The sequence below is a fragment of the Symmachiella dynata genome, assembly GCF_007747995.1.
Classification (GTDB): Bacteria; Planctomycetota; Planctomycetia; order Planctomycetales; family Planctomycetaceae; genus Symmachiella; species Symmachiella dynata.
Window position 1 is genome coordinate 3,983,912 of the sequence record NZ_CP036276.1, and the last position, 20,701, is coordinate 4,004,612.

Consider the following 20,701-nt stretch of genomic DNA (forward strand, 5'->3'; position numbering starts at 1 on the left):
ACTCTGCAAAATAGAGGAGCGCATCCGTCCGGTCAATTGTTGCTACAATGAGCAATGTTTATCATCCGTTCAATACGGATCATGGCCTGCAGGTCGGTTGAGAACAATCATTAAACCGCACTCAATTTTTCCAAATGGAGGTGCTGATGATTATTGGACCGGACGAAGTCATCGCTTGCCCAAGATGTCGTGAACTGGCGAAGTACCAATCACTGATTTCCGGAAACACGTTTGGTGCGATCTGTTTTTCTGACGGTAAACAAATTGCCCCCATGTTGCCGAGTCCTCCTGCTGTTGTGAACTGCAGCCAATGCGGCAAATGTTATTGGCTGAAAGATGCATTAGTCGTTGGCACAGTCGAGAGCCCGACGGATGAAATCGATCCCAATTGGACTCAAGCTCCGATGATTGAGGAACCCACTGCTGAACAATACTACCAAGCAATAGGAGACGGATTGGCACAAAACATTTCGGAGGAGAGAAAACTCCGAATTCTTGCGTGGTGGCGAGACAACGACTACGACCGTGGTGGAGAAGCCGAGGACGAAATTCAACGTAGGCCCCCATCTTCGCTGCGCAATAAAAACCTCGAAGCACTTATAAGACTCGCATCGACCGATACAGACGACGAGAAGCTATTAAAGGCCGAAATGTATCGCGAACTCGGTGACATAGAGTCCGCGAAGCAGTTGCTAGATCAAGTCGAGGCTTCTGAACTGGCATACGTCGTGGACGAAATTCGAAAAATGTGTGAAAATGGTGAAACGAAAGTCAGGATGCTCCTACCATAGCGATGCACGATGAATCGATTACCAATGCCTGTCCGCCATGCTTGATTGCGCTGTTAAATTCTGCTGGGAATGTCTGCTCACAATCAAAAAGGATGTAGCGGAAAGTTGACTGTAGGCTACCAGGCATCTGTTCAGTGATGTGCCCACGGATTGTCGATTGGCGTACGCGGCCATATTGTCGTAAGCGATTCATTCCAGAATCGACTCTTTGAGGTCGCACAACATCTGATGGAGAAGTCTGAATCATCAACTCACCAGCGGCGGTTTTTCAAATCAGTCGTGGCTGGTGCGGCAATGATATCATCACCGGTTTGCGCCACAAAGATGCGGTCTGTCGGGCGAATTTTTCCATCGATGTTCACAACGTCTTCCCCGATGGTTCCAATCCTGCTGACGTGAAGCGTTATCGATCTGCGGGGGTCAAGGCATATGACATTCCGCTTCCCGCACTGATCGCGGCTGATGTGGACGGTTTGATGATGGCCGGCCGCTGCATCAGCGGTGACTTCATCGCTCACTCCAGCTACCGCGTGACTGGCAATTCTGTGCCCATGGACGAAGCCGCCGGCTTGACGTCGGTAGCGTCCCTCAAACAGGGAGTCATGCCACATGAACTCTCCTGGGACACGGTCCAGAAGGCTACTTAACATAGCCGGTTCTAGGTGCGGACTGAGGAGGGGATAGCAACTCGGTCTTTAAAACGAGGCTGTTTGATGCGTGCTGGATTCTGGCTGTGCTTTGAATGAAGAGCTCAACCCACGCGAATCTATCCTATTTCCACGTAGGCAGGGCCTTTTTACAACTGCTCAAATCTGACTTTTCCCGCGATCTTTCTTCGAAGCGATGCAAAGACGACTGCTATCCATGCAGCGCTCGATGGGCCTTGCAAAGAAATCGCAGCGACAGATCTTCACGGATGGAACTCGAAACCAACGTCTTGCTGCCGTCAAAATCCAGAGCCTCGTCCTGCTGAGCTTCGACGGTGGCGGCGAACGCTTCGGGAGAGATGAATTCCTCGAGGCAGAAGCGGAGGATGCTTTTTCGCAGCTTGGAATAATCGACGACCGGACAGACCGTCAGAAAATACACAATCCGTTCGGCGGCCACAGTTTCTGCCGGTCGGTTCTGATCGTCGATCCATGCCACGCCAACTTGGTCAAGGAGGCCGTACAAGTACTGCAAAACCACCGGTGCCACAGAAACGACTTGGTCCAACTCTGCAAGAACAGACTCAGGTTCGGAGAGTAGTCCGGTAAGAACGGGGACAATAGCGGAACGGACATTGTTCGACGCGTTCCAGATTTTTGGCATCTCCTGCAGGAGCAATCGAATGTGTATATTTCCTACCGTGGGGAGTCCTTTGATGCCAGCCGCGAGTTCCGTTAAGTAGTCAAACTGTATGAGTTCGCTCCCCATTTCAAGTTGGAAGCTATCGAATAATGCGATTTCTTTGCGGCAAGTCTCAAGAATTCTAGCGGCATCCGAGTTTTGGCTCCAAGCGGCATGGTTGGCAGCTGCAATCGTCAGTCGCACCCATTCCATCGGAGAAAAATCAACGAAGGTTGTGCGATGAACAATAAGATCTTCGCGTATGACCCGCCAATTCTTTGCGGTCGCAGCATGCTTCCATCGCTGACGCAGTAATACCGATCGAGAATTGGCCGGAAAGTTCTTGAGAAATTGCCCGGTTTTGTCACTGAGCGCGAATCTTGGTTCACAGATCAGTTCTTGCCGAAAAAGTTCACGCAGACATACAGATCCGTTCGCTCGTGAAAGGCCATGCAACAACCAGTCGGCCGGTTTTCGCCGCGAGTCGAGATCAGGATTGAGAATTAACTGCCAATAGAGGGCAGCAGCAGTCGTTTCCGAAGGATGCTGTTCGTCAGCTTGAATGAGACTACGGTACGCCTCAACAACACGCTTTTCATCATGGTTTGCGAATAGCCCCCCAACATCCGGGGCGTGTTTGCGCCCTCCCCTAGCGGAGGGTGGTCCATTCGAACCGATTGGCGAATCGAAAGATCGTTTGCCGTTGCCGTTACCGTTTCCACTGGGCGAATGTTGATAGGACGAACCGTCATGGGACCAGTTTTCACTTGACGGGTTTTCATGAGAGGGATGCTTGGGGGGAACCTGACTGCCGAGAATCGCTTTGAGTCGTTGATAGGTCTCATGGATCCGTTGGAATTGCTCTGGATGAGTATCGGGGCGAAAGTGGCGTATTAGTTGGGAATAGGCTCGGCGAAGTTCAACACGCTTGGCATTGGGCTCCAGCCCAAATAGCTCCCAGGGATTGAGCGGCCACTGCGAGGAGTCCTCGGGCAGAGAAATATCAGTCATGGTTGAACCTTCCCCGCGTTGCGCGCTTTGAGGGGCTGGTTCGTATCTAACTCTTGTACACCCTTTGCTGCGGAGTTCTTGCCATGCTCGCGAAGAATGGTTTCGTTCGTGGAATTGACCAATTCAAGGATTTCCTGGAATCGATCATCCGCCTGCAGGTGCTTGAGTGCGGCTGAATTGGTCATCATCTTGGAGTCCACGAATCCCGACATCACGGCAAAGGTCAACGTTCGAAATATCTCGCGCCGAAGATCGTCCAAGTCCGCGGGGGCATCGATGGGGTCAGCTTGTTTAATAAGAATCCCGTCGGCGACTGCAAGTCGTTCGGAGATTGTGAACAGACGGCGGGCATTGGATCCGTAAGGCATCGTACTGGCACCGCAAAAGGCTCTGTGCTCCAGCAACACGCTCACTGCATCTTCGGCCAATCCGTTTTTCAGAAGCGCATGACTGAAGTTGTGTAAGTTGATGTCCAGGTATCGCAGCGCTGTCTCGTTCTGCGGATCCATTCTGACCGCTTGTCGCTGAAATCGAACGGCTGACTCTAAATGGTCGCGAATTTCGTTGGCCGCATCTTCCTGATTGAGCTTGAGCGTAAGATTGTTTAGCAATGCGCCGAGAATGCTGAGAGTCTCACTCGATGCACGGCCTGCCTCAGCCAGTGGCAACGCAGCATCGATACCGGTCTGGAAAACCTGGCGAGCATCGTCGATATCGTCGGTCGCATTACCGACTGTTAGGCACGTGAGCACACATTGCCTGATATATTTCTCGTTGTCGGGATAATCACGGGCCAAGTCTTTGAGTAGTGCGAGTGCTTTTCGTTGAAACTCCTGTTTGTCGTAATCCGGTGGATCCATAAAGCTCTGCGCCGGCGCGGCGTCGTCAATATCGACTTGAGATTGCTGCGCGCCGAGTAAGTAAATTTGGGCAAGTTCGTAGCGGATTTCTTCGGTCGCAGTTCCGTTGGTAATTTGTCTCTCCAGATCCGGTATTCTACCCAGTAAAATTATGGTGGCGAATGAAGCTCTCAATTCCTTTTGATCCATATTCGCTGCCGGTGGCAATTGAAAGTTCGGCATCGTCACAGAAGGCACATAGGGGCTCTGCCGATTGGGCCTCCTTGGTCGGTCGCTTGCGCGAATGATAAAAATGAAAATTGAACCCACAAAAATGGCAAGAAACAGAATAGGCTTCAGTGGGAGTATCTCACCTCTGTTCGCCTTGGAGAGTCGCAGTTTATTTCTGCGTTTCTTTGCCGCAACGGAATAGGCATGCTGAGCTGAGTCGAGTTGGGCGATTTCGTCAATGAATCTTGTGCCGAGGTGACTTTGATCGCGGGCTTGGGCTGCATACTTTGAGAACTGAAGCTGCCGCGCACAATTCGCCCACGTGTTTCGATCAAGACGCGCGATCTGGACCATCTGTTGCCAACGTTCCGCACGCTCTTTCGGTCCGAGGAACCGCAGTTTCAAATCCCATGCCGCAATGGCGTAGGCTGTCGGTTGAGATGGATCTTGTTCTAGACCCGTCAGATCTGCATCAAGTGCCGACTGAATTTCATCCAGTCTGGCGCGCAAATGCGGAAGACGTTCCGCTCGCAGATACAGGTCTGCCAGTTCGTCGGATAGTGCGCTCTTGTTCTTTAACCGCTCCTTCAGTGGGATATCACAACAGCGTTTGGCAAACGCACGCACGGCCATCACCTCGGCCTGTTCGTCCAGCCAAAGTGTCGGCCGTGGATCAACCGCTGCACCGGCGAGCACGCGAATGGCCATCGATGTGTGTTCGTTGGGCGCAAAACCTGTATTAACAATCCGCCGGCGAATTCCGCTTTCGATGCCCTCCTCTTTGAGCCCCAGCACTTTCATCGCCCATTTGTCCCGCGGCGACGGTGGTTTCGGGTGAGCACCTCCTGGTTCAGTCATCGCAAGACCACTCCTCAGGTGATTCGGGATCTGCCGTATCTAAGAAGCGTAAAAGATAGCTTGTTGCGAGTTCGATTGTTGTCTTGTCCTGCGACTCAAGTGCTGATTCGAATGCATCGAGAAGTTGATCGAGTTCGCCTCGAGCGGTCAGTTCGAGTTGCTCATACACCCGTTCGGCCCGCTTCAGTAAATATCGATTCTGCTCCTCGTCGCGGGGGTGTGTTTTTAACGCCTGCATACGCTGCAGTGTTTGTTCAATTTCCCCGTCGGACAACTCACCAGCCAACTGGGTAATCACGTGGCTAAACATCTGCCCGGTTTCTAAAATGGTGGCCTCAGCCTCCAGGACACCGTTCATGTCGTAGGTGAAGCGGATCGACACCGATTCTCGCGGAGGGCCGGATGGAATGCCCACGACTCGGAATTCACCAAGCTGTAAATTGTCTTTAACCATGCGACATTCGCCCTGGTAGATCTCGACTTGGATTTCTGTCTGATTGGCGTATATCGTGCCCACGTTATGCACGCGACTCACGGGAATTGTTGTATTGCGTTCGATAATTGGAGAAAAATAGCCTGGGCGATGCTCGGTTCCAAATCGTTTGGCGATTCCGATTCCCAACGTAAAGGGGGCGACATCCGTAACGACGAGATCTTCGAGCGCCGCATCGCGCGCGATCAAACCAGCTTGAACCGTCGCCCCGATTGCCACGACTTCATCGGGATTCAGACGGCATTCGGGATCCTGCTTGAAATAATTGCGCACATATTCACGCACTGCCGGCATTCGAGTCGCACCGCCCACCAGCACAATGGCGTCGACATCACGCCGGTCAAGACCTGCATCACCCAGGGCACGGCGGATGGGGATATCCATTCGACGGACAATGTGTTTCGTCCAGTCTTCATACATCTCACGCGTGACGCGCTCGGTTGTGGGAACCGGATTGAGTGTCCCATCCGTATCGGGAAATGGCACTTCGACGACCGTTGTTCTTGCTAAATCGCGTTTTGCCGTCTCGCACAATTGCGTCATGCGAGCGACCAATCGTGGCGCATTCAATTCTGCTTGCTCAAACACATGACCGCGTTTCTCAAGCAGTCGAGCGACAAATGTCGAGGTAAAGTCTTCGCCCCCTAAGAAGCATTCGCCGGATGAGGCGCGAACTTCCACGACACCTTCGAACTGGTCAATAATCGATATGTCGAAAGTACCGCCTCCGAGATCGAACACCACAGCAACGCGTTCCGACTGACTGTCGTGCAGACCATAGGCCAAAGCCGCTGCGGTTGGCTCGTTCACAATACGCGCGATACTGAGCCCGGCAAGTTCACCGGCACGAATTGTGGCGCGACGTTGGTGTTCATTGAAGTAAGCCGGAACCGTGATAACGGCCTGCTCGATCGATTCGCCGAATTGCAGCTCTGCATCCTTTTTCAAGGAATTCAAAACCAACCCTGACAACTCGATCGGAGTAAAGCTTTGGCCCGCAAGTTCATAGACACGCTCTGTTCCCATGGCCCGCTTGAATGCCGAAGCACACCGTTCAGGGGCCACAACCTGCAACTCCTTGGCCGTTGCCCCAACCACCACGTTGTCTTCCATATCGATCCCGACAACCGACGGGGTCAATATTTGTCCCAGTGCATTGGGAACCAGTGTCGGCGCACCGTCAATGATCGTTCCTAAAGCCGAATTTGTCGTTCCCAGGTCGATTCCGACTATCATCTGTTGGTTCCTGATTGTTCGTTGCTGCGACAGACAGAACTCCCGAATAAACCAATCCGATTGTACCGGCCAGAATCGTCGTTGGAAATCGGATTATAGGATTGGCCCTGCGAACGGAACTCTGAACCGGGGGTTATGGGCTAGCCAGCAGTGGATTTATCGCAAAGCAACAAAATTGAAGAATCTTGGAAGTAGCGGAAGATCCGTCAAGCCAAACCAAGTGCTTGATTTTGTATTAAACAAGGCGGAATATGCCCGGTGGGGGAAAGAGTTGGAGGAATACGCACGGAACGGTTAGATCAAGGTGCTTTTAACCGACACGACATTCGATCAGACAACGCGGATGGTAGGAGAGACTATCTTCGAACTTCGCGATTGGGCGAGTCTTGGATGGAAAACTTTTAATCCGTAATTTGATATACGAAAGTCGAGCTAATATATGAGCGGCAGCCAGCAGGGTAACGCAGATCACAACATCGATGCGGCGGCAGTGGAAGGTATCGTAGAGAAAGCGCATCGCCGAATTGCGGGATTGCAGAAATCCGAAGCAGATCTGGGGGTAACTAACGATCGGCGACAAGGATATTTAGTTGACGCTAAAGATGCATTTCATGCTTTATATGTGCTTGGCGATAAAAAGTCTGCTCGAGTATGGGCAGAGCGAGGCGTGGCGTATGCGCTGGAGTTCTTTTTTGGTGTGTGGCGAGATCAAGTCCCGTCAGGCAATGGGCGTAACCAGCCGCCCAACCGGGAGTGGCAGGATCGATCCCTCAATTGGGTAGAACCATTGGAGGAAGCGTTAGTGCTAGCGACAATATTGGAGCGCTGGGATGATGTGCGTAGGCTAGCGGAGTTCCCGCGCGACGATATTAGTGAGAATGACGGTATCGTTGCAGTCATGGATGCTTGTTGGCTTTACCTGTGTGGGGTGATTCGAGGACGTGATCCCCAGGAGCTTGAGCCGTTTCAACAGAGGGTGATTGATCAAGGGCGAAAACGGGACAAGCTGTTTTTAGAGTTTGTCAAAGCACTAGCCCGAGGTGAGGGCGTTGCACTGCAGCAGGCAGCCGACGAGTACTTCAAACAGTTTCTGCGTGTTGAGACGAGGAAAGACATGACATCCTTTGATTGGGACGGCACCATTCTCGTGCACTATGCGACACATTTGGGTTACGACTTGCAAATTCCAGAAAAGTATCGCAAATACTTTGTAACTCTTTCGTAACATTGCCGAATAAGTTGTGCCCCAACGAAAAATGAAAAGAGCTGCCGATGAGCATCTGTCTGACCGCATACATGCTGGAGTTGGAAAAATTGGATTCTATTTTGGGGTCGAGTGCCATAGACCAAGATTTACAAGAGCGACTCCAGCAGTACGCCGGCAATCAGCAACGGATGTTTGTGGGTCAGGATTTCGCGCTATTGGTCGAGCAATCTGCATTTCGTCTGCTAGCGGGTGAGTTCGCGAATGCGGCACACGACGATCTGATTCTCGAAGGTTTTGAAGCAGTGTGTGCGGTGATCGGCGTCCCGATTGGCGTGGGGCCATTCGCCGGATGCCGGTTCGAACTATTTGAGGAGTGCGGCCAAACAGGTGAATGGTTGGCCGCACGGGGCTGCCCAATTTCAAAAGTCGCTACCGCATCGGACATCTATCGGCAGATGGGGTATATTCGACATTCGGAAATGCCCGGATTATTGGCCGAGGTGACGTCACGTATCGACGGCACGGATGATATTGTCGAAACCGAAGTGATGGATGCATGGGAAACCTTGGAGGATTGGTTTACCAAGGGCATAGATCGCAAGCTAGATATAATCAGTTTTCAGCACTAACATCCCGTTGCCCTCCTGCCTGACGCACATGTAACACTACGATCCTTGGCAGTACCCGCACCGTCCTCGATGCGGCCGCGGCGTTCGTACAGCTCTACGCCGACACCGCCTACGGCAGGGCCATCGGCTTCGACGAAGCCGCCGCCCTGACAACCCGAGTTTACAGCGGCGAAGCCTGGGACCAGTTCAGTCGGCTCAATTCAAGTTGCATGAGGTTTTGGCGACGGTGCCTCTCTCTGATTGTGCGATACGATGCTGAGATGAGACGCTGGGAATTGTGGTGAAATTCGCGAAATAGCCCTGTTTCTCGGTTCTGCCAATAAGCATGCCATCCGCGTCGGTCACGCGCTGTCTGGTCGTTATCCGCTGCTGAGCATGACTTCCGTATCACGCAACTTCTTGACAATCTGCTCCGGCGGATGCCGCTGGCGTGTTTTCTTCACCGGAGAAACTTCTTGCCCACGATCAGGCTGGTAGATTTTCATGCCCTCTGCAACAGCTTTTGGGGAGCAGGCCACTTTGACTGAGTGCGGGACCGGCAGTCCGTGCGAGGGAAGAATGATTGATCTTCCCCAGGTGGTTGCTTAGGCCGGACTGTCATAATGCTCCATGTCGGCCTCTCCACCGTAATGCCGATATTTTCTCGCAGGCTTCCAAACGTCAATCTAACCGGAAATAGTCAAACCCATCATTATTTGAGCAACCACTGTCAGAGACATTAGATTTTTGTTGAATACAATTGCTTCCTCCCGTACATTGCTTATCCAGTCAAATTTTATCAATTCTCACTTTTTCATTTTGGCTATCAATACCTCCACTTTCATTCTTTTATTGGAACTATAAACAAAATGACAAGAACTCTTTTTTCAACGATCGAAACCGCGGTTGAAGCGACAGCAAATGGGAAAGCGCTCCATAGTGTCGATTCAAAAAACCGCGATAACCTCGGCACGCATTTCATCAACAGCGAAGAGCTGAGTCAGTTTGAAATGCTGCCATTGCCCGGACCCTCGCCGCAATTGGCATGGGAGCCGATGGTTTCGTAGACCAGGGACAAGAATGAGCCCTAATTTGTAAGTCCCGTTGACCATCGTCGCTGCTGTCACGGGAACTGTCGTCATGCACAGTCGCTGACAGTTCGCTGGATGTTCGACGCGACAAGCTGAGCGGAAGGCCTCACTTGTCTCGGGCTCTCCCGACCGCACGTAGCGAAATCAGGCGGATTATTGTTGCGTACCGGGTAGACGGAAGTCGTTGTCGAGCTTTGCCGAATGGCAGGACTGCCTGTTGCGAGCGTGATCTTCGAAGTCTGAAAGCCGCGATGTCACCGGTCTGGCGTGCCGTTCGAAACGGACTCAAACCACGAAACAAATTGAGCTTCATATGATCCCGATAGATGACTTGGTATAGTATTGAGAGCGAAATTCGTCAAATCCAATGCAATTGGAAGACTTCACAATCCCTTCAAAAGTGCACGTGAACTGGAATACCGACATGAACAAGGGAATCCAACACATCACACCATCGGGCATTACAAATAGGGTCCGACGAACTCCGACAAACAGCGCGCTTCCTGACGGAGAGGTAATCACCATTGTCACAAATGGTGCCAACGATGAGATTGCGGCACAAGCCGCTCTCCGACTGGGACAAGAAGGAATCCCGGCAAAAGTGGTTCACGGAAGGTATGTTACGAATTCCGAGTCTCACCGGCTCGACGAGACAGCGGACGGGGTCAGTGCATTTCTGATTCTTGACCCGGATTACGAGGGAACCGCAACGGCGGCCTCGCTGCCGGACATCTCCAACAAATCCAAATCGACCCGCACTGCAAATAAGCTGCGACTGGACCCTGCTCCGGCTGACAGTTTGCCACCGCATCGCTCGACTCAGAGCCGTGTCGACAGGATTGTCCAAACAGTGCGTAGTTTCAAGCAAAAGGATCTCCCCCGTCAACGGGTTACGCCTGACGCCTACAATCGGTTTGATTCCTCCGGATCGGGTCGTGATCCAATCTCCAAAGAATTTCGGAAGCGGCCGGAAATAGGGGAACAGTTCGAATTATCGGAAGACTTGTTGCAACGAGAACTGGAGTTGGTCAAGGCGGCGAGACTCAGCGAAGAGGTCGAAGCGTTTTTTGACGTCTATTCTCAGGTCGGTGCCCGGACGCGATTTTTGTGGCAATGGTGTGTCCACGGCGCGGAGCTGACGACGATCTCCAACGTCGCGCCGCAATGGCGACGTCACGTATGTGACACAAAGGTTTTGTCCATCATGCTTTGCGTGCTCTTGGACGACGTCGCTGATGAACAAGGCAATGAGCCGCTGCTCGAAGCCTTGATGAAAATCATCGAGGGGCAGCCCGCTCCAGCGATGCAAAATTTTTCAGCAAAGGACCGTAAAACTGCTGAGGTTACTCAGTACTTGTCCCAAATATACGAAAGCCGAATATCAGAATATCCGCTACACGATGTGTACAAACGATTACTGGAATTCGATTTGATGCAATATTTCAACACGATGAGGTACTCCTGCCTGCTGAACGAGAACCTCAGTCTGCTCAACGTCACCGAACACGAACTATACTTGCCTCACGCCATGCACATGATGAGCTTCTCGACACTGGACCTGATGTGCACGCCAGAATTTGACGTGCACGAACTGGGACGGTTCCGGGAAGCAATTTGGCATGCCCAATGCATGGGACGCGTCGGTAACCTGCTTAGTACGTGGGAACGCGAGATTGAGCAAACCGACTTCACGAGTGGTGTTTTTGCTCGTGCAGTCATCAAGGGAGACCTGAACGTTGACCAGCTGAATGCCAGTGATGCCCCCGCGATTGAAGCGGCCATCCTCGGCGGAGGTCACGAACAATATTTTCTGAACCGTTGGCATGAACATCGAGAATGCCTCAAGACGAAGCTCGCTGAGATTCATTCGGTTGATTTACACGGATTTGTCGAAGCTCAAGAGCGATTCTTTCGGATGCACTTAGCCTGCCGGGGAGCGATCTGAGCATTGAAGTCGACCGGTTGGTTCCGGTGGCAAGAGATTATCAGAATGACTGAGTGGCTATTAAAAAAGACCGGCGCTCACTACATCCTGGCGATGATGATTTTAACCCGCCCGATTTGCCTCATCGGTGGTGGGCTAACGATCTATTACATCAACCTGACGATGAATCTCGATGCACGCATTTTCCATTTGCTCATCGCCTATTCGTCAATCTTAATCCCGGTAGCGACCGCGCTGACAGTATTCATGGCGCTGCGTGAGACACGCACGTTGCGAAAAGTGCTCGCGCAAATTTCTCGCAAAGAAGAAGTCGATGCAACCGAGGGAAAACAAGCCGGTCGCGAAGCGGTGGTTTTTTCTAGGGTTCACCATAGTCGGGAAGCGGTCTATGTGACCCTTATCTGCGTGGTGCTGTTTTGTGCCCTGCTGGTGTTTCTCAACCAAGCCCCCTTGAAGGTGGCAATTCAGATTTCTTTCGCCGGATTCGTCGGCATTGCATCCGTTTTGATGGGGACCTTTTTTGCAAGCGAACGCTGGATGGTTCCGGTGATCAACTTGCTGATTCGACGGGGCGTGGCGATCGATTACGCCACGATCCCGGTCGGCAAGATTCAATGGCGGATGAACATTTCGTTCGGACTGACCATCTTGGTGACCGCACTGATGATCGGTGCTTTGGCGAATCAACGAGCGTGGGAGATTTCAGAAAATCCAGGACAGGCAGCTAACGCAGTCACAATCCTGAGAAGGCACACGTTTTACATCACCATGGCAGCGTTTTCGGTCGGGCTGTTTCTCTCGCGGATGCTTGCGAATTCCGTAGCGTCTCGCATCGACATGCTGATGACCGCGATGAAGCAAGTCCAAGATGGCACGCTGTCGAAACGCGTCCTGATGACAGGAAATGATGAGATTGACGTTCTGGGACGTCAGTTCAACTTGATGGTTGGAAAGCTTCAGCAAGATGATTACACAATCCGGGACCTGAACACCAATCTTGAACAAAAGGTACAGACTCGAACCAGTGAGTTAGAAATCGCTCGCGCTGATGCCGAAGCCGCCAATCGCTCAAAAAGCGACTTCATCGCCAATATTTCGCATGAATTGCGGACGCCCCTCAACGGGGTGATTGGAATGACCGAATTGTTGCTCAACACGACTTTGAACACTCAACAGCGCAAATATGCGAAGGTAGCCGGAATCTCGGGAACCACTCTACTGCAACTCCTGAACGAAGTTCTGGACTATTCAAAAATTGAAGCGGGTAAACTTGAAATTGAAAACATCGACTTCAAGCTGTTGGATGTCATCGAACCCGTGTTGGAGATTGCCGCACATCGCTGTTGCGAGAAAGGCATTGCACTGGCCAGTTATGTGGATCCAGCCATTCCACTCACCGTGAAAGGCGATCCGGGACGTGTGCGGCAGATTCTCAACAACCTCATGAACAACGCGATCAAATTCACCGAACAGGGGAGCATCGTGTTGCGCGTCGAGTTGGATCGTGTTGACGGTGCAACCACAACGCTTCGCTTTAGCGTTGCCGACACCGGAATCGGAATTCCGCCCACTCGATTCGATCGATTGTTCAAATCGTTCTCACAGGTCGATGCCTCAACGACTCGCCAATACGGCGGAACTGGCCTGGGATTATCGATCTGTAAAGAGTTGTGCGCGTTGATGAAGGGGCACATTGGGTTTGAAAGTCAATCCGGCGTCGGATCGACCTTTGCATTCAGCATCCCCTTCGAAAACGTACCGACCGCAAAACTCAATTTTTCACAGGTCGCTGCGGATCTCAAAGGGCACCGAGTGCTCCTTGTCGAACACGACGGCGTCGCCAGGACCTTGCTACACAACCAGTTGAAGGCCTGGGGCTGTCTTGTCGATGCCGAGTCTGCCGGTCATGCAGCAATGGATCGGTTGTACCAAGCCACCGCAGAGAAGCAGCCGTATCACACGGTGTTGATCGAGAAAGATTTAGCAGACCCCGAAATGGTCGCCTGGATCACACTGGCGCATACCGAAACGACGATACGCGAACCACGCCTCATTCAACTGGTTGCATTGACCGATCAAATAGACGAGCCCACGTTACGCAAGCAGGGGTTCTACGGCTCTCTCGCGATCCCCGTGTTACCGTCGGAACTCATTCATGTGATTGGCCCCACCAGCGTCGATTCCTCGCAGAGCGACGATGCGATGTCATTTGCCCGCAAGTGTGCTGAGATGCGCGGCAACTCTCAACACAGGAAACTGAAGAAAACGGGGCACAGCAACGCACGGATTCTTGTGGCTGAGGACAATTACATTAATCAGGAGGTGGTCGCCGAGATTCTGTCTAATGCCGGCTACGCGTGTCAGATCGTCGCCAACGGCCGTCAAGCGCTCGAAACCGTTCGCAAAGATCAATACGACTTGGTCTTGATGGATTGCCAAATGCCGGAGATGGACGGGCTGGAGGCGACGCGGGCCATTCGCGAATACGAAAGCGAAAATACGAATCAGGAATCCAAAGCGCTACCGATTGTGGCTTTAACGGCGAGTGCCTTGACCGGTGAACGCGAACGGTGTTTAGCCGCAGGAATGAACGATTATCTCAGCAAGCCGCTAGACCCATTGCGTTTGATCGAAACGATTGAAGCCCAATTATCACAGTGGGATGAGACGTCACTCCAAGTTGACGATGGACAGGCTGCGAGCCTGCCATCCGCGGCCAGTAGCAATGAATCGGACTACGAGACGAAATCAAACAACGACGATGCCGCCGTTGATATTTTGGATGTCGACGGGCTGCTACGGCGATGTAACGGAAAATTGGAACTCGCCGAACGATTGCTCGGTAAATTCCACGACCGTTTGGACGATGATTTGCAGAAGATCGAACACAGCGTTGAAAGCTGCGATCTCAAACGAACCGCAACGCTGGCTCACGCACTCAAAGGCTCCTCTTCCAATCTTTCCGCCGAAAGGATACGGCAAGCCGCGACAGACCTGGAGCAGGTGGCCCGGACCGATGATGTCGAAGATCTGTACCAGTTCTTGGAACTACTGAAAACGGAATGCGAAGTATTCTTAAATATGGAACCAACCTTGTCGGAACACCGCCAACTTGAATTGGTGGAATCTTCGATGACGTCAGTGAACTGACTCAAAACCACGGAAAGAAATCCTATGCCCATCTTGATTGTTGATGACGACGATATTGCCCTGGAATTGCTTCAAAATACTCTTGAAGACGAAGGGTACGAAGTCGAGTCTGCAAACAACGGATACGATGCCTTGGAAAAATTGCGGTCCGGCCGCTTTCAGACCGTCGTCTCAGATTGGGAAATGGACATCATGGACGGAGTCCAGCTTTGCCGCGAGGTGCGGAAACGCTGTTTCTCCAGTTATATCTACTTCATTCTTGTGACCGGGCGTACTTCGACGAAGGATGTCGTGGAGGGACTCGATGCCGGCGCTGATGATTTTATCGCCAAGCCGTTCGAGCCTGCGGAATTGTGCGTGCGGCTTCGAGTTGGTGAGCGGATTCGTGCCTTGGAAAGTCGCAATGGCATGATTTTCGCGCTCGCCAAGTTGGCGGAATCGCGTGATACCGATACAGGAAGCCATCTGGACCGCATCCGCGACTACTGCCGCGTTTTAGCGCAGCAGCTTTCCACATTGCCTGCGTATCGCGACATCGTCGATGGGGACTACATTCAAACTCTCTATCAAACGAGTCCCTTACACGATATTGGAAAGGTCGGCATCCCTGACAACATCTTGCTAAAACCAGGCAAGCTGACCGAAGAAGAATTCGCCATCATGAAGACACATGTCGAAATCGGAGCTGAGACGTTGGCGGCGGTTGCAGCGAATCACCCCGGCATGGACTTTTTGGATATGGCATTGGAACTGACTCTGTCGCATCATGAACGATTCGACGGGAGCGGCTACCCCCAAGGCCTAGTTGCCGATGAAATCCCATTGAGTGGGCGAATCTTGGCATTGGCGGACGTCTATGACGCGATCACGACCGAACGAGTTTACAAAAAGGCTGCGACGCATGATGTGGCGCGCTCAGTGATCGTTAAAGGACGCGGGGCACATTTTGACCCTGACATCGTGGATGCTTTTCTCGCTGTGGAAAAGGAGTTCATCGAAATCAAAAGTCAGTTCGAATCGACGAATGAGATCACTGATTACCCATCCAGCCTGCAAGTACAACTTGCCGTTTAACGTAATAAACGGACTTTCATTTACTCTCATACCAGTCGCTGCTTTTTGGACCGGAACGATGTGAACCCGCAGACTAGGTTATTTCAATAGCTTTCTCCCCCTCTGGAAGGACAATTATGAAGATCCTCTTGCCGAACCCACACGGTTTTTGTGCTGGGGTCGTCATGGCGATTCAAAGTCTCGAAAAAGCATTGGAGTTATACGGCGCACCGATATATGTGTTTCATGAAATTGTCCACAACAAACATGTCGTCGATGGGTTTTGCCAACGCGGCGTCATTTTTGTGGATGGTCTCGATGAGATCCCCGAGTCAAGCCATGTGTTGTTTAGCGCCCATGGAGTCTCTCCCGACATCCGGAAACAGGCAAGAACCAGGCGGCTGAAAACGATTGATGCCACTTGTCCGCTCGTTTCAAAAGTGCATACAGAAGCCGTTAAGTTTGTCGCGGCCGGCTACTCTGTGCTACTCATCGGCCATGCCGGACACGATGAAGCGGTGGGGACCATCGGGGAAGCCCCCGATCAAATCCAACTGATCGAAACGATTGAAGACGTGGACACGGTGAAGGTCCCTGACCCAGAGAAAGTTGCTTACTTGACGCAAACAACTCTGAGTCTCGATCATGTCAAAAATATCGTCGACCGACTTGAACAGCGCTATCCCCGAATCATCGGACCTGCCAAGCAGGACATTTGCTTCGCCACACAGAACCGGCAAACGGCTGTGAAAGAATTGCTTTCGGAGGCTGATGTTGTGTTGGTGATCGGTAGCCAAAACAGCTCCAACAGCAATCGCTTGGCCGAAGTCGCGAGGGAAGCCGGCAAACCGTCCTACCTGATCGATCATGTCGGCGAAATCGATCCGAACTGGCTTCGCCCGCAGGACACTGTCATTTTGACGGCAGGAGCAAGTGCTCCGGAAGAACTTGTCGATGAATGCCTCAATTATCTTTGCTCACAATTTCAAGCCACGGTGGAATCGCGGGACATCCGGCAAGAGCGCGCACGATTTGATTTGCCGGTTGAACTCCGTTCTGTGCTCTAAGAAATTCACTCTGACCGCTGATGCTCGTATTTCACGCAACTCGACATACTTCCCGAGTTATGCGTCTGCTTTGATCGGTCGATCGCGTAATCCACCGTTTGCTATAACACGGCGCGCGGGGCAACGGCCTCTGCGACACGCCTTTGCTGCAATCTGCGCAGCACTTGCGTGCGGGCGGACCTCTCTACCGAGCATTTAAAATAGAGTTGCCCGCTTCACAACCGCTGATTTCGCAGGGGGGGGCAACCCCGGCAGGCTCGAGTAGTCTAATCGCTGCTCTAGCTGATCCCACAATCCAGGGGAATCGAAGTGCTCAGCCCGGCTGCTTGGCTGAGAGCAGAAACGCGGGCGTCCACTCAACATTTCTATCGTACCGGCTACTTCTCGGGTGTTTTCCCCAGCTTTTCCGAGCCGCGCAACGACCAGGACACCTTGCTTGGCTCGTCAAATCTGGTTGTCAATGTTTTGGTCGCGCCTACAATATCAGTGTCTAATACGTTTAATTCCCCGCTAAAAATGGCTATTCGTGACTGAAATCTCCCCCTTACTCGTCAATGCTGCAGTCGTTGCAGGCATGATGCTCTGCGTTTGGCTGGTCAGTCTGCTCTTGAATGACGTGAGTATCGTCGACTTGGTCTGGGGGGTGGGGTTTGTTGTGATCGCTTGGGTGAGTTTTCTGATTACTGGAATGCCCACGCCTCAGAAATGGATTATTGTGGGACTGGCGAGTCTTTGGGGACTACGTTTAAGCGGCTACCTGTCCTGGAGAAACCACGGAAAACCGGAGGATTATCGGTACCGTGAGATGCGAGAGAAGCACGGTCGCAGTTTTCCACTGCGCAGTCTGTTTACCGTTTTTGGGCTGCAAGGGATGATCATGTGGATCGTTTCCCTGCCCCTACAGACGGGGCAAATTGAGAACAATCAAGCTCGCATTGGTATTCTAGCTGTTTTGGGCATGGTTCTGTGGTGCATTGGATTTCTATTCGAATCAATCGGCGACTGGCAGCTTGCAAGATTTAAGGCAGATCCGGCGAATGCAGGCCAAGTAATGGACCGTGGATTGTGGCGTTACACGCGACACCCCAATTATTTCGGCGACTTTCTTGTCTGGTGGGGGCTTTATTGTGTTTCCTTTGGTCGCGGCACTGCATGGTGGTCGGTCATTGGGCCGATTGTGATGTCCGTTTTTCTCATGCGCGTATCAGGCGTCACGTTACTGGAAAGCTCACTGAAAACTCGCAAAAAGGGATACGAGGCCTATATCCGACGCACGCATGCGTTTTTTCCATTTCCACCAAAACGCGAGACAACTCAGAAGCTTTAACAGGTCGCATCCTGACTTGTGTTTCGGGCGACGAGCGGAAGTGAGCAATGGTTATTGGTCAAATCAAGACAGGTCCTCACATGCCAAATCAGCGATCCATTCTTCTCACTGGTGGCACAGGTTATGTCGGGGGACGCCTCATCCCTTTACTGGAGAAACAGGGATACCCGCTGCGCTGCGTTGCACGCCAGCCGCAACATCTCGAGGCGCGCGTCCAAGCTTCGACAGAAATCGTGCAAGGGGACCTTTTCGAACCTGAGTCGCTGCGCACCGCGTTGGACGGCATCGACACCGCCTTTTATATGGTCCATTCGTTGGGGACCGGACAAGACTTTGAGAAAGAAGACCGTACGGCAGCACTCAACTTTGCTGAGGCGGCGCGGCATGCCAACGTGCGGCGGATTATCTATCTTGGCGGGCTTGGTGAATCACAGGATGGCTTGTCGCCTCACCTGCGCAGCCGGCAGGAAGTGGGAGACATCTTACGCCAGGCAGGATCGCAGGTCATTGAGTTTCGCGCTTCCATTATCATTGGGTCGGGAAGTTTGTCTTTTGAATTGATCCGCAGTCTGGTTCAAAAGTTACCCGTTATGATCTGGCCGCAATGGGTTTCAACACCGGCGCAGCCGATCGCGATCGAGGATGTCTTGGCCTATTTGATGGCAGCGATTGAATATATCGACCAGGAAAGTCGCGTCTTTGAGATTGGCGGGCCGGATCAAGTGTCGTACGGCGGCGTGATGTTGGAGTATGCAAACCAACGTGGTCTGAAACGTTGGACAATTCCCGTCCCGTTTTTAAGCCCCCGTCTTTCGAGTCTGTGGTTGGGCTTAGTCACGCCGGTCTTTGCGCGCATCGGTCGAAAACTGGTGGAAAGTTTGCGTAATCCGACAGTGGTCCACAATGACGACGCGCTGCAAGCTTTTCCCGACATCCAACCGCGCAGTTCTCAAGCGGCGATCGCTCGCGCACTGGCCAAGGAAGACCAGGAATTTGCCGAAACACGGTGGTCCGATGCCATTTCCTCGGCAGGTTCCCCCAAGAGTTGGGGGGGAGTTCGTTTCGGCAATCGGCTGGTTGATTCGAGGACAGCCACCACTCACGTTTCCGCAGAACGAGCCTTTGAACCCATTCGAAAAATCGGTGGAAAGACCGGTTGGTACTTTGCGACTTGGTTGTGGAGAATCCGCGGCTATCTGGACCTGATGGTTGGTGGGGTCGGAATGCGTCGGGGACGCCGCAATCCGAATACTTTGACTGTTGGTGAAACCCTCGATTTCTGGCGCGTACAAGCCTATGAGCCAAATCGCAGGTTGCGGCTTGATGCAGAAATGAAACTTCCTGGACGGGCTTGGCTGGAGTTCGAAGTGACCGAGTCGGCGGGGGCAACGACGATTCGCCAGACGGCTGTCTTCGATCCGGTGGGTTTACTGGGGCTGATGTACTGGTATGGAATTTATCCACTGCACCGCTTGATCTTCGCCGGAATGTTACGTGAAATCGTAAAGGCGGCTGAGCGAACGAATTCTCCAAACACGTTTCCGGAAAAACTAACGACAGCATCTATAGGCGAGGATGTCACTCATGCAAACACAAGCTCCTGAGCGAATGCAGTGCATGGAGGTGTGGGGGGGCAATCGCGCGGTTGACCGCACTTTGACAACGACCGGATTGGACGTGAGTGTCCATAGCAGCCCGCATGCAAATTCTCAAAGCGGGGGTGACGTGTGCTATGTTTCCTCTTGTGCTTCGGGGCGAATCACACGCATTCTGTTGGCCGATGTCAGCGGTCATGGTGACGCCGTGGCGGACCGCGCGGTTATTCTTCGACAGCTGATGCGCCGCAATATCAATCGGATTGATCAGTCCTCGTTAGTGAACTCGATCAATCAAGAATTCGTCGTGGCTTCGACACAAGGGCACTTTGCGACAGCGCTAATCGGAACGTTTTTCTACCCAACAGGAATGTTGACGCTCAGCAATGCCGGGCATCCACATCCGCTGATTTATCAACACAAAACCGGGAGATGGCGAGAGCTGAAAGCAGAAGAACCGGAACCGACGGAAGCATGTAATTTCCCTCTGGGGATCGAAGCAGATGAAAGCTATTCAGACCTACGCACGCGGTTAAACCCTGGCGATTTGGTGCTTGCTTTCACCGACGGTCTCATCGAAATCGAACAACCCAACGGACAACTGCTTGGTGCCGATGGCCTGTTACAGGTCGTTTCTCGCCTAGAACACTCCGATCCGAACCGTTTCATCGAATCTTTGATCCAGGAAATCGCCCCTCGGAAAGACGCACTCAATACGGGTGACGATGTGTCGATCATCTTATTCCAGACCAACACGGAGAGTGTCTCACTCCGTGATAACCTGCTCTCACCCTTCCGCGTTGTCGCTGGTTTTTTCCATCAAGGGACTGCTTGAAACCCGATCATTGATTTAGATGACATGAGTGTCAC

16 protein-coding genes are annotated in these 20,701 nt (G+C 52.3%); 12 read left to right on the top strand and 4 right to left on the bottom strand.

Translation table 11 applies throughout. The features are described from left to right. Positions 1–134 precede the first annotated feature (134 nt). Positions 135–791 (top strand): hypothetical protein, encoded by a 657-nt coding sequence (locus Mal52_RS15185; RefSeq protein WP_145377037.1) that lies wholly within the window; start codon positions 135–137, stop codon positions 789–791. 311 nt (positions 792–1,102) lie between these two features. Continuing rightward, positions 1,103–1,438: an FAD-dependent oxidoreductase gene (locus Mal52_RS15190; RefSeq protein WP_231962365.1), complete on the top strand. Its 336-nt coding sequence runs from the start codon at positions 1,103–1,105 to the stop codon at positions 1,436–1,438. Positions 1,439–1,649: 211 nt separating this feature from the next. On the opposite strand, the gene Mal52_RS15195 is transcribed toward Mal52_RS15190, so the two are convergent. Genes Mal52_RS15195 through Mal52_RS15205 form a run of 3 tightly spaced genes read right to left on the bottom strand, consistent with a single transcriptional unit; the run spans position 1,650 to position 6,788 of the window. Further along, positions 1,650–3,131 carry a J domain-containing protein gene (locus tag Mal52_RS15195; protein WP_145377039.1) on the bottom strand — a complete coding sequence of 494 codons (1,482 nt, stop codon included), beginning with the start codon at positions 3,129–3,131 and terminating at the stop codon, positions 1,650–1,652. Then, a complete protein-coding gene (locus Mal52_RS15200; protein ID WP_145377040.1) occupies positions 3,128–5,059 on the bottom strand; it encodes a hypothetical protein in 1,932 nt (643 codons plus the stop codon). Before Mal52_RS15200 ends, Mal52_RS15195 begins: the two co-directional genes overlap by 4 nt. Next, positions 5,052–6,788 carry an Hsp70 family protein gene (locus tag Mal52_RS15205; protein WP_145377041.1) on the bottom strand — a complete coding sequence of 579 codons (1,737 nt, stop codon included), beginning with the start codon at positions 6,786–6,788 and terminating at the stop codon, positions 5,052–5,054. The genes Mal52_RS15200 and Mal52_RS15205 overlap by 8 nt, the downstream gene beginning before the upstream one ends. Before the next feature lie 439 nt (positions 6,789–7,227). On the opposite strand from Mal52_RS15205, the gene Mal52_RS15210 reads away from it, so the two are divergent. Both Mal52_RS15210 and Mal52_RS15215 read left to right on the top strand, forming a co-directional pair. After that, positions 7,228–8,013 carry a type 1 periplasmic-binding domain-containing protein gene (locus Mal52_RS15210; protein WP_145377042.1) on the top strand — a complete coding sequence of 262 codons (786 nt, stop codon included), beginning with the start codon at positions 7,228–7,230 and terminating at the stop codon, positions 8,011–8,013. Positions 8,014–8,060: 47 nt separating this feature from the next. Then, positions 8,061–8,624, top strand: a complete 564-nt coding sequence (locus Mal52_RS15215) for a DUF7691 family protein (protein WP_145377043.1) — start codon at positions 8,061–8,063, stop codon at positions 8,622–8,624. A gap of 359 nt (positions 8,625–8,983) precedes the next feature. On the opposite strand, the gene Mal52_RS30365 is transcribed toward Mal52_RS15215, so the two are convergent. Beyond that, complete coding sequence (locus Mal52_RS30365) at positions 8,984–9,109, bottom strand: hypothetical protein (RefSeq protein ID WP_261343585.1); 126 nt, start codon at positions 9,107–9,109, stop codon at positions 8,984–8,986. Positions 9,110–9,472: 363 nt separating this feature from the next. On the opposite strand from Mal52_RS30365, the gene Mal52_RS15220 reads away from it, so the two are divergent. The 8 genes from Mal52_RS15220 to Mal52_RS15255 all read left to right on the top strand — a co-directional run bounded on the left by Mal52_RS15220 (position 9,473) and on the right by Mal52_RS15255 (position 20,666). Beyond that, entirely contained in the window at positions 9,473–9,670 is a 198-nt protein-coding gene (locus tag Mal52_RS15220) for a hypothetical protein (protein ID WP_145377044.1), read from the top strand. A 448-nt stretch (positions 9,671–10,118) separates the two neighbouring features. Continuing rightward, positions 10,119–11,639, top strand: a complete 1,521-nt coding sequence (locus Mal52_RS15225; protein WP_145377045.1) for a hypothetical protein — start codon at positions 10,119–10,121, stop codon at positions 11,637–11,639. 45 nt (positions 11,640–11,684) lie between these two features. Continuing rightward, positions 11,685–14,789 (top strand): response regulator, encoded by a 3,105-nt coding sequence (locus Mal52_RS15230; protein ID WP_145377046.1) that lies wholly within the window; start codon positions 11,685–11,687, stop codon positions 14,787–14,789. A 24-nt stretch (positions 14,790–14,813) separates the two neighbouring features. Next, positions 14,814–15,863, top strand: a complete 1,050-nt coding sequence (locus Mal52_RS15235; protein ID WP_145377047.1) for a response regulator — start codon at positions 14,814–14,816, stop codon at positions 15,861–15,863. Between the two features lie 116 nt (positions 15,864–15,979). Next, on the top strand, positions 15,980–16,909 hold the full coding sequence (gene ispH / locus Mal52_RS15240) for a 4-hydroxy-3-methylbut-2-enyl diphosphate reductase (protein WP_145377048.1): 930 nt from the start codon (positions 15,980–15,982) through the stop codon (positions 16,907–16,909). 526 nt (positions 16,910–17,435) lie between these two features. After that, positions 17,436–18,236, top strand: a complete 801-nt coding sequence (locus Mal52_RS15245) for a DUF1295 domain-containing protein (protein WP_231962366.1) — start codon at positions 17,436–17,438, stop codon at positions 18,234–18,236. An 80-nt stretch (positions 18,237–18,316) separates the two neighbouring features. Continuing rightward, positions 18,317–19,840 carry an SDR family oxidoreductase gene (locus Mal52_RS15250; protein ID WP_145377049.1) on the top strand — a complete coding sequence of 508 codons (1,524 nt, stop codon included), beginning with the start codon at positions 18,317–18,319 and terminating at the stop codon, positions 19,838–19,840. Then, positions 19,821–20,666 (top strand): PP2C family protein-serine/threonine phosphatase, encoded by an 846-nt coding sequence (locus Mal52_RS15255; RefSeq protein ID WP_197534214.1) that lies wholly within the window; start codon positions 19,821–19,823, stop codon positions 20,664–20,666. Before Mal52_RS15250 ends, Mal52_RS15255 begins: the two co-directional genes overlap by 20 nt. Positions 20,667–20,701 lie beyond the last annotated feature (35 nt).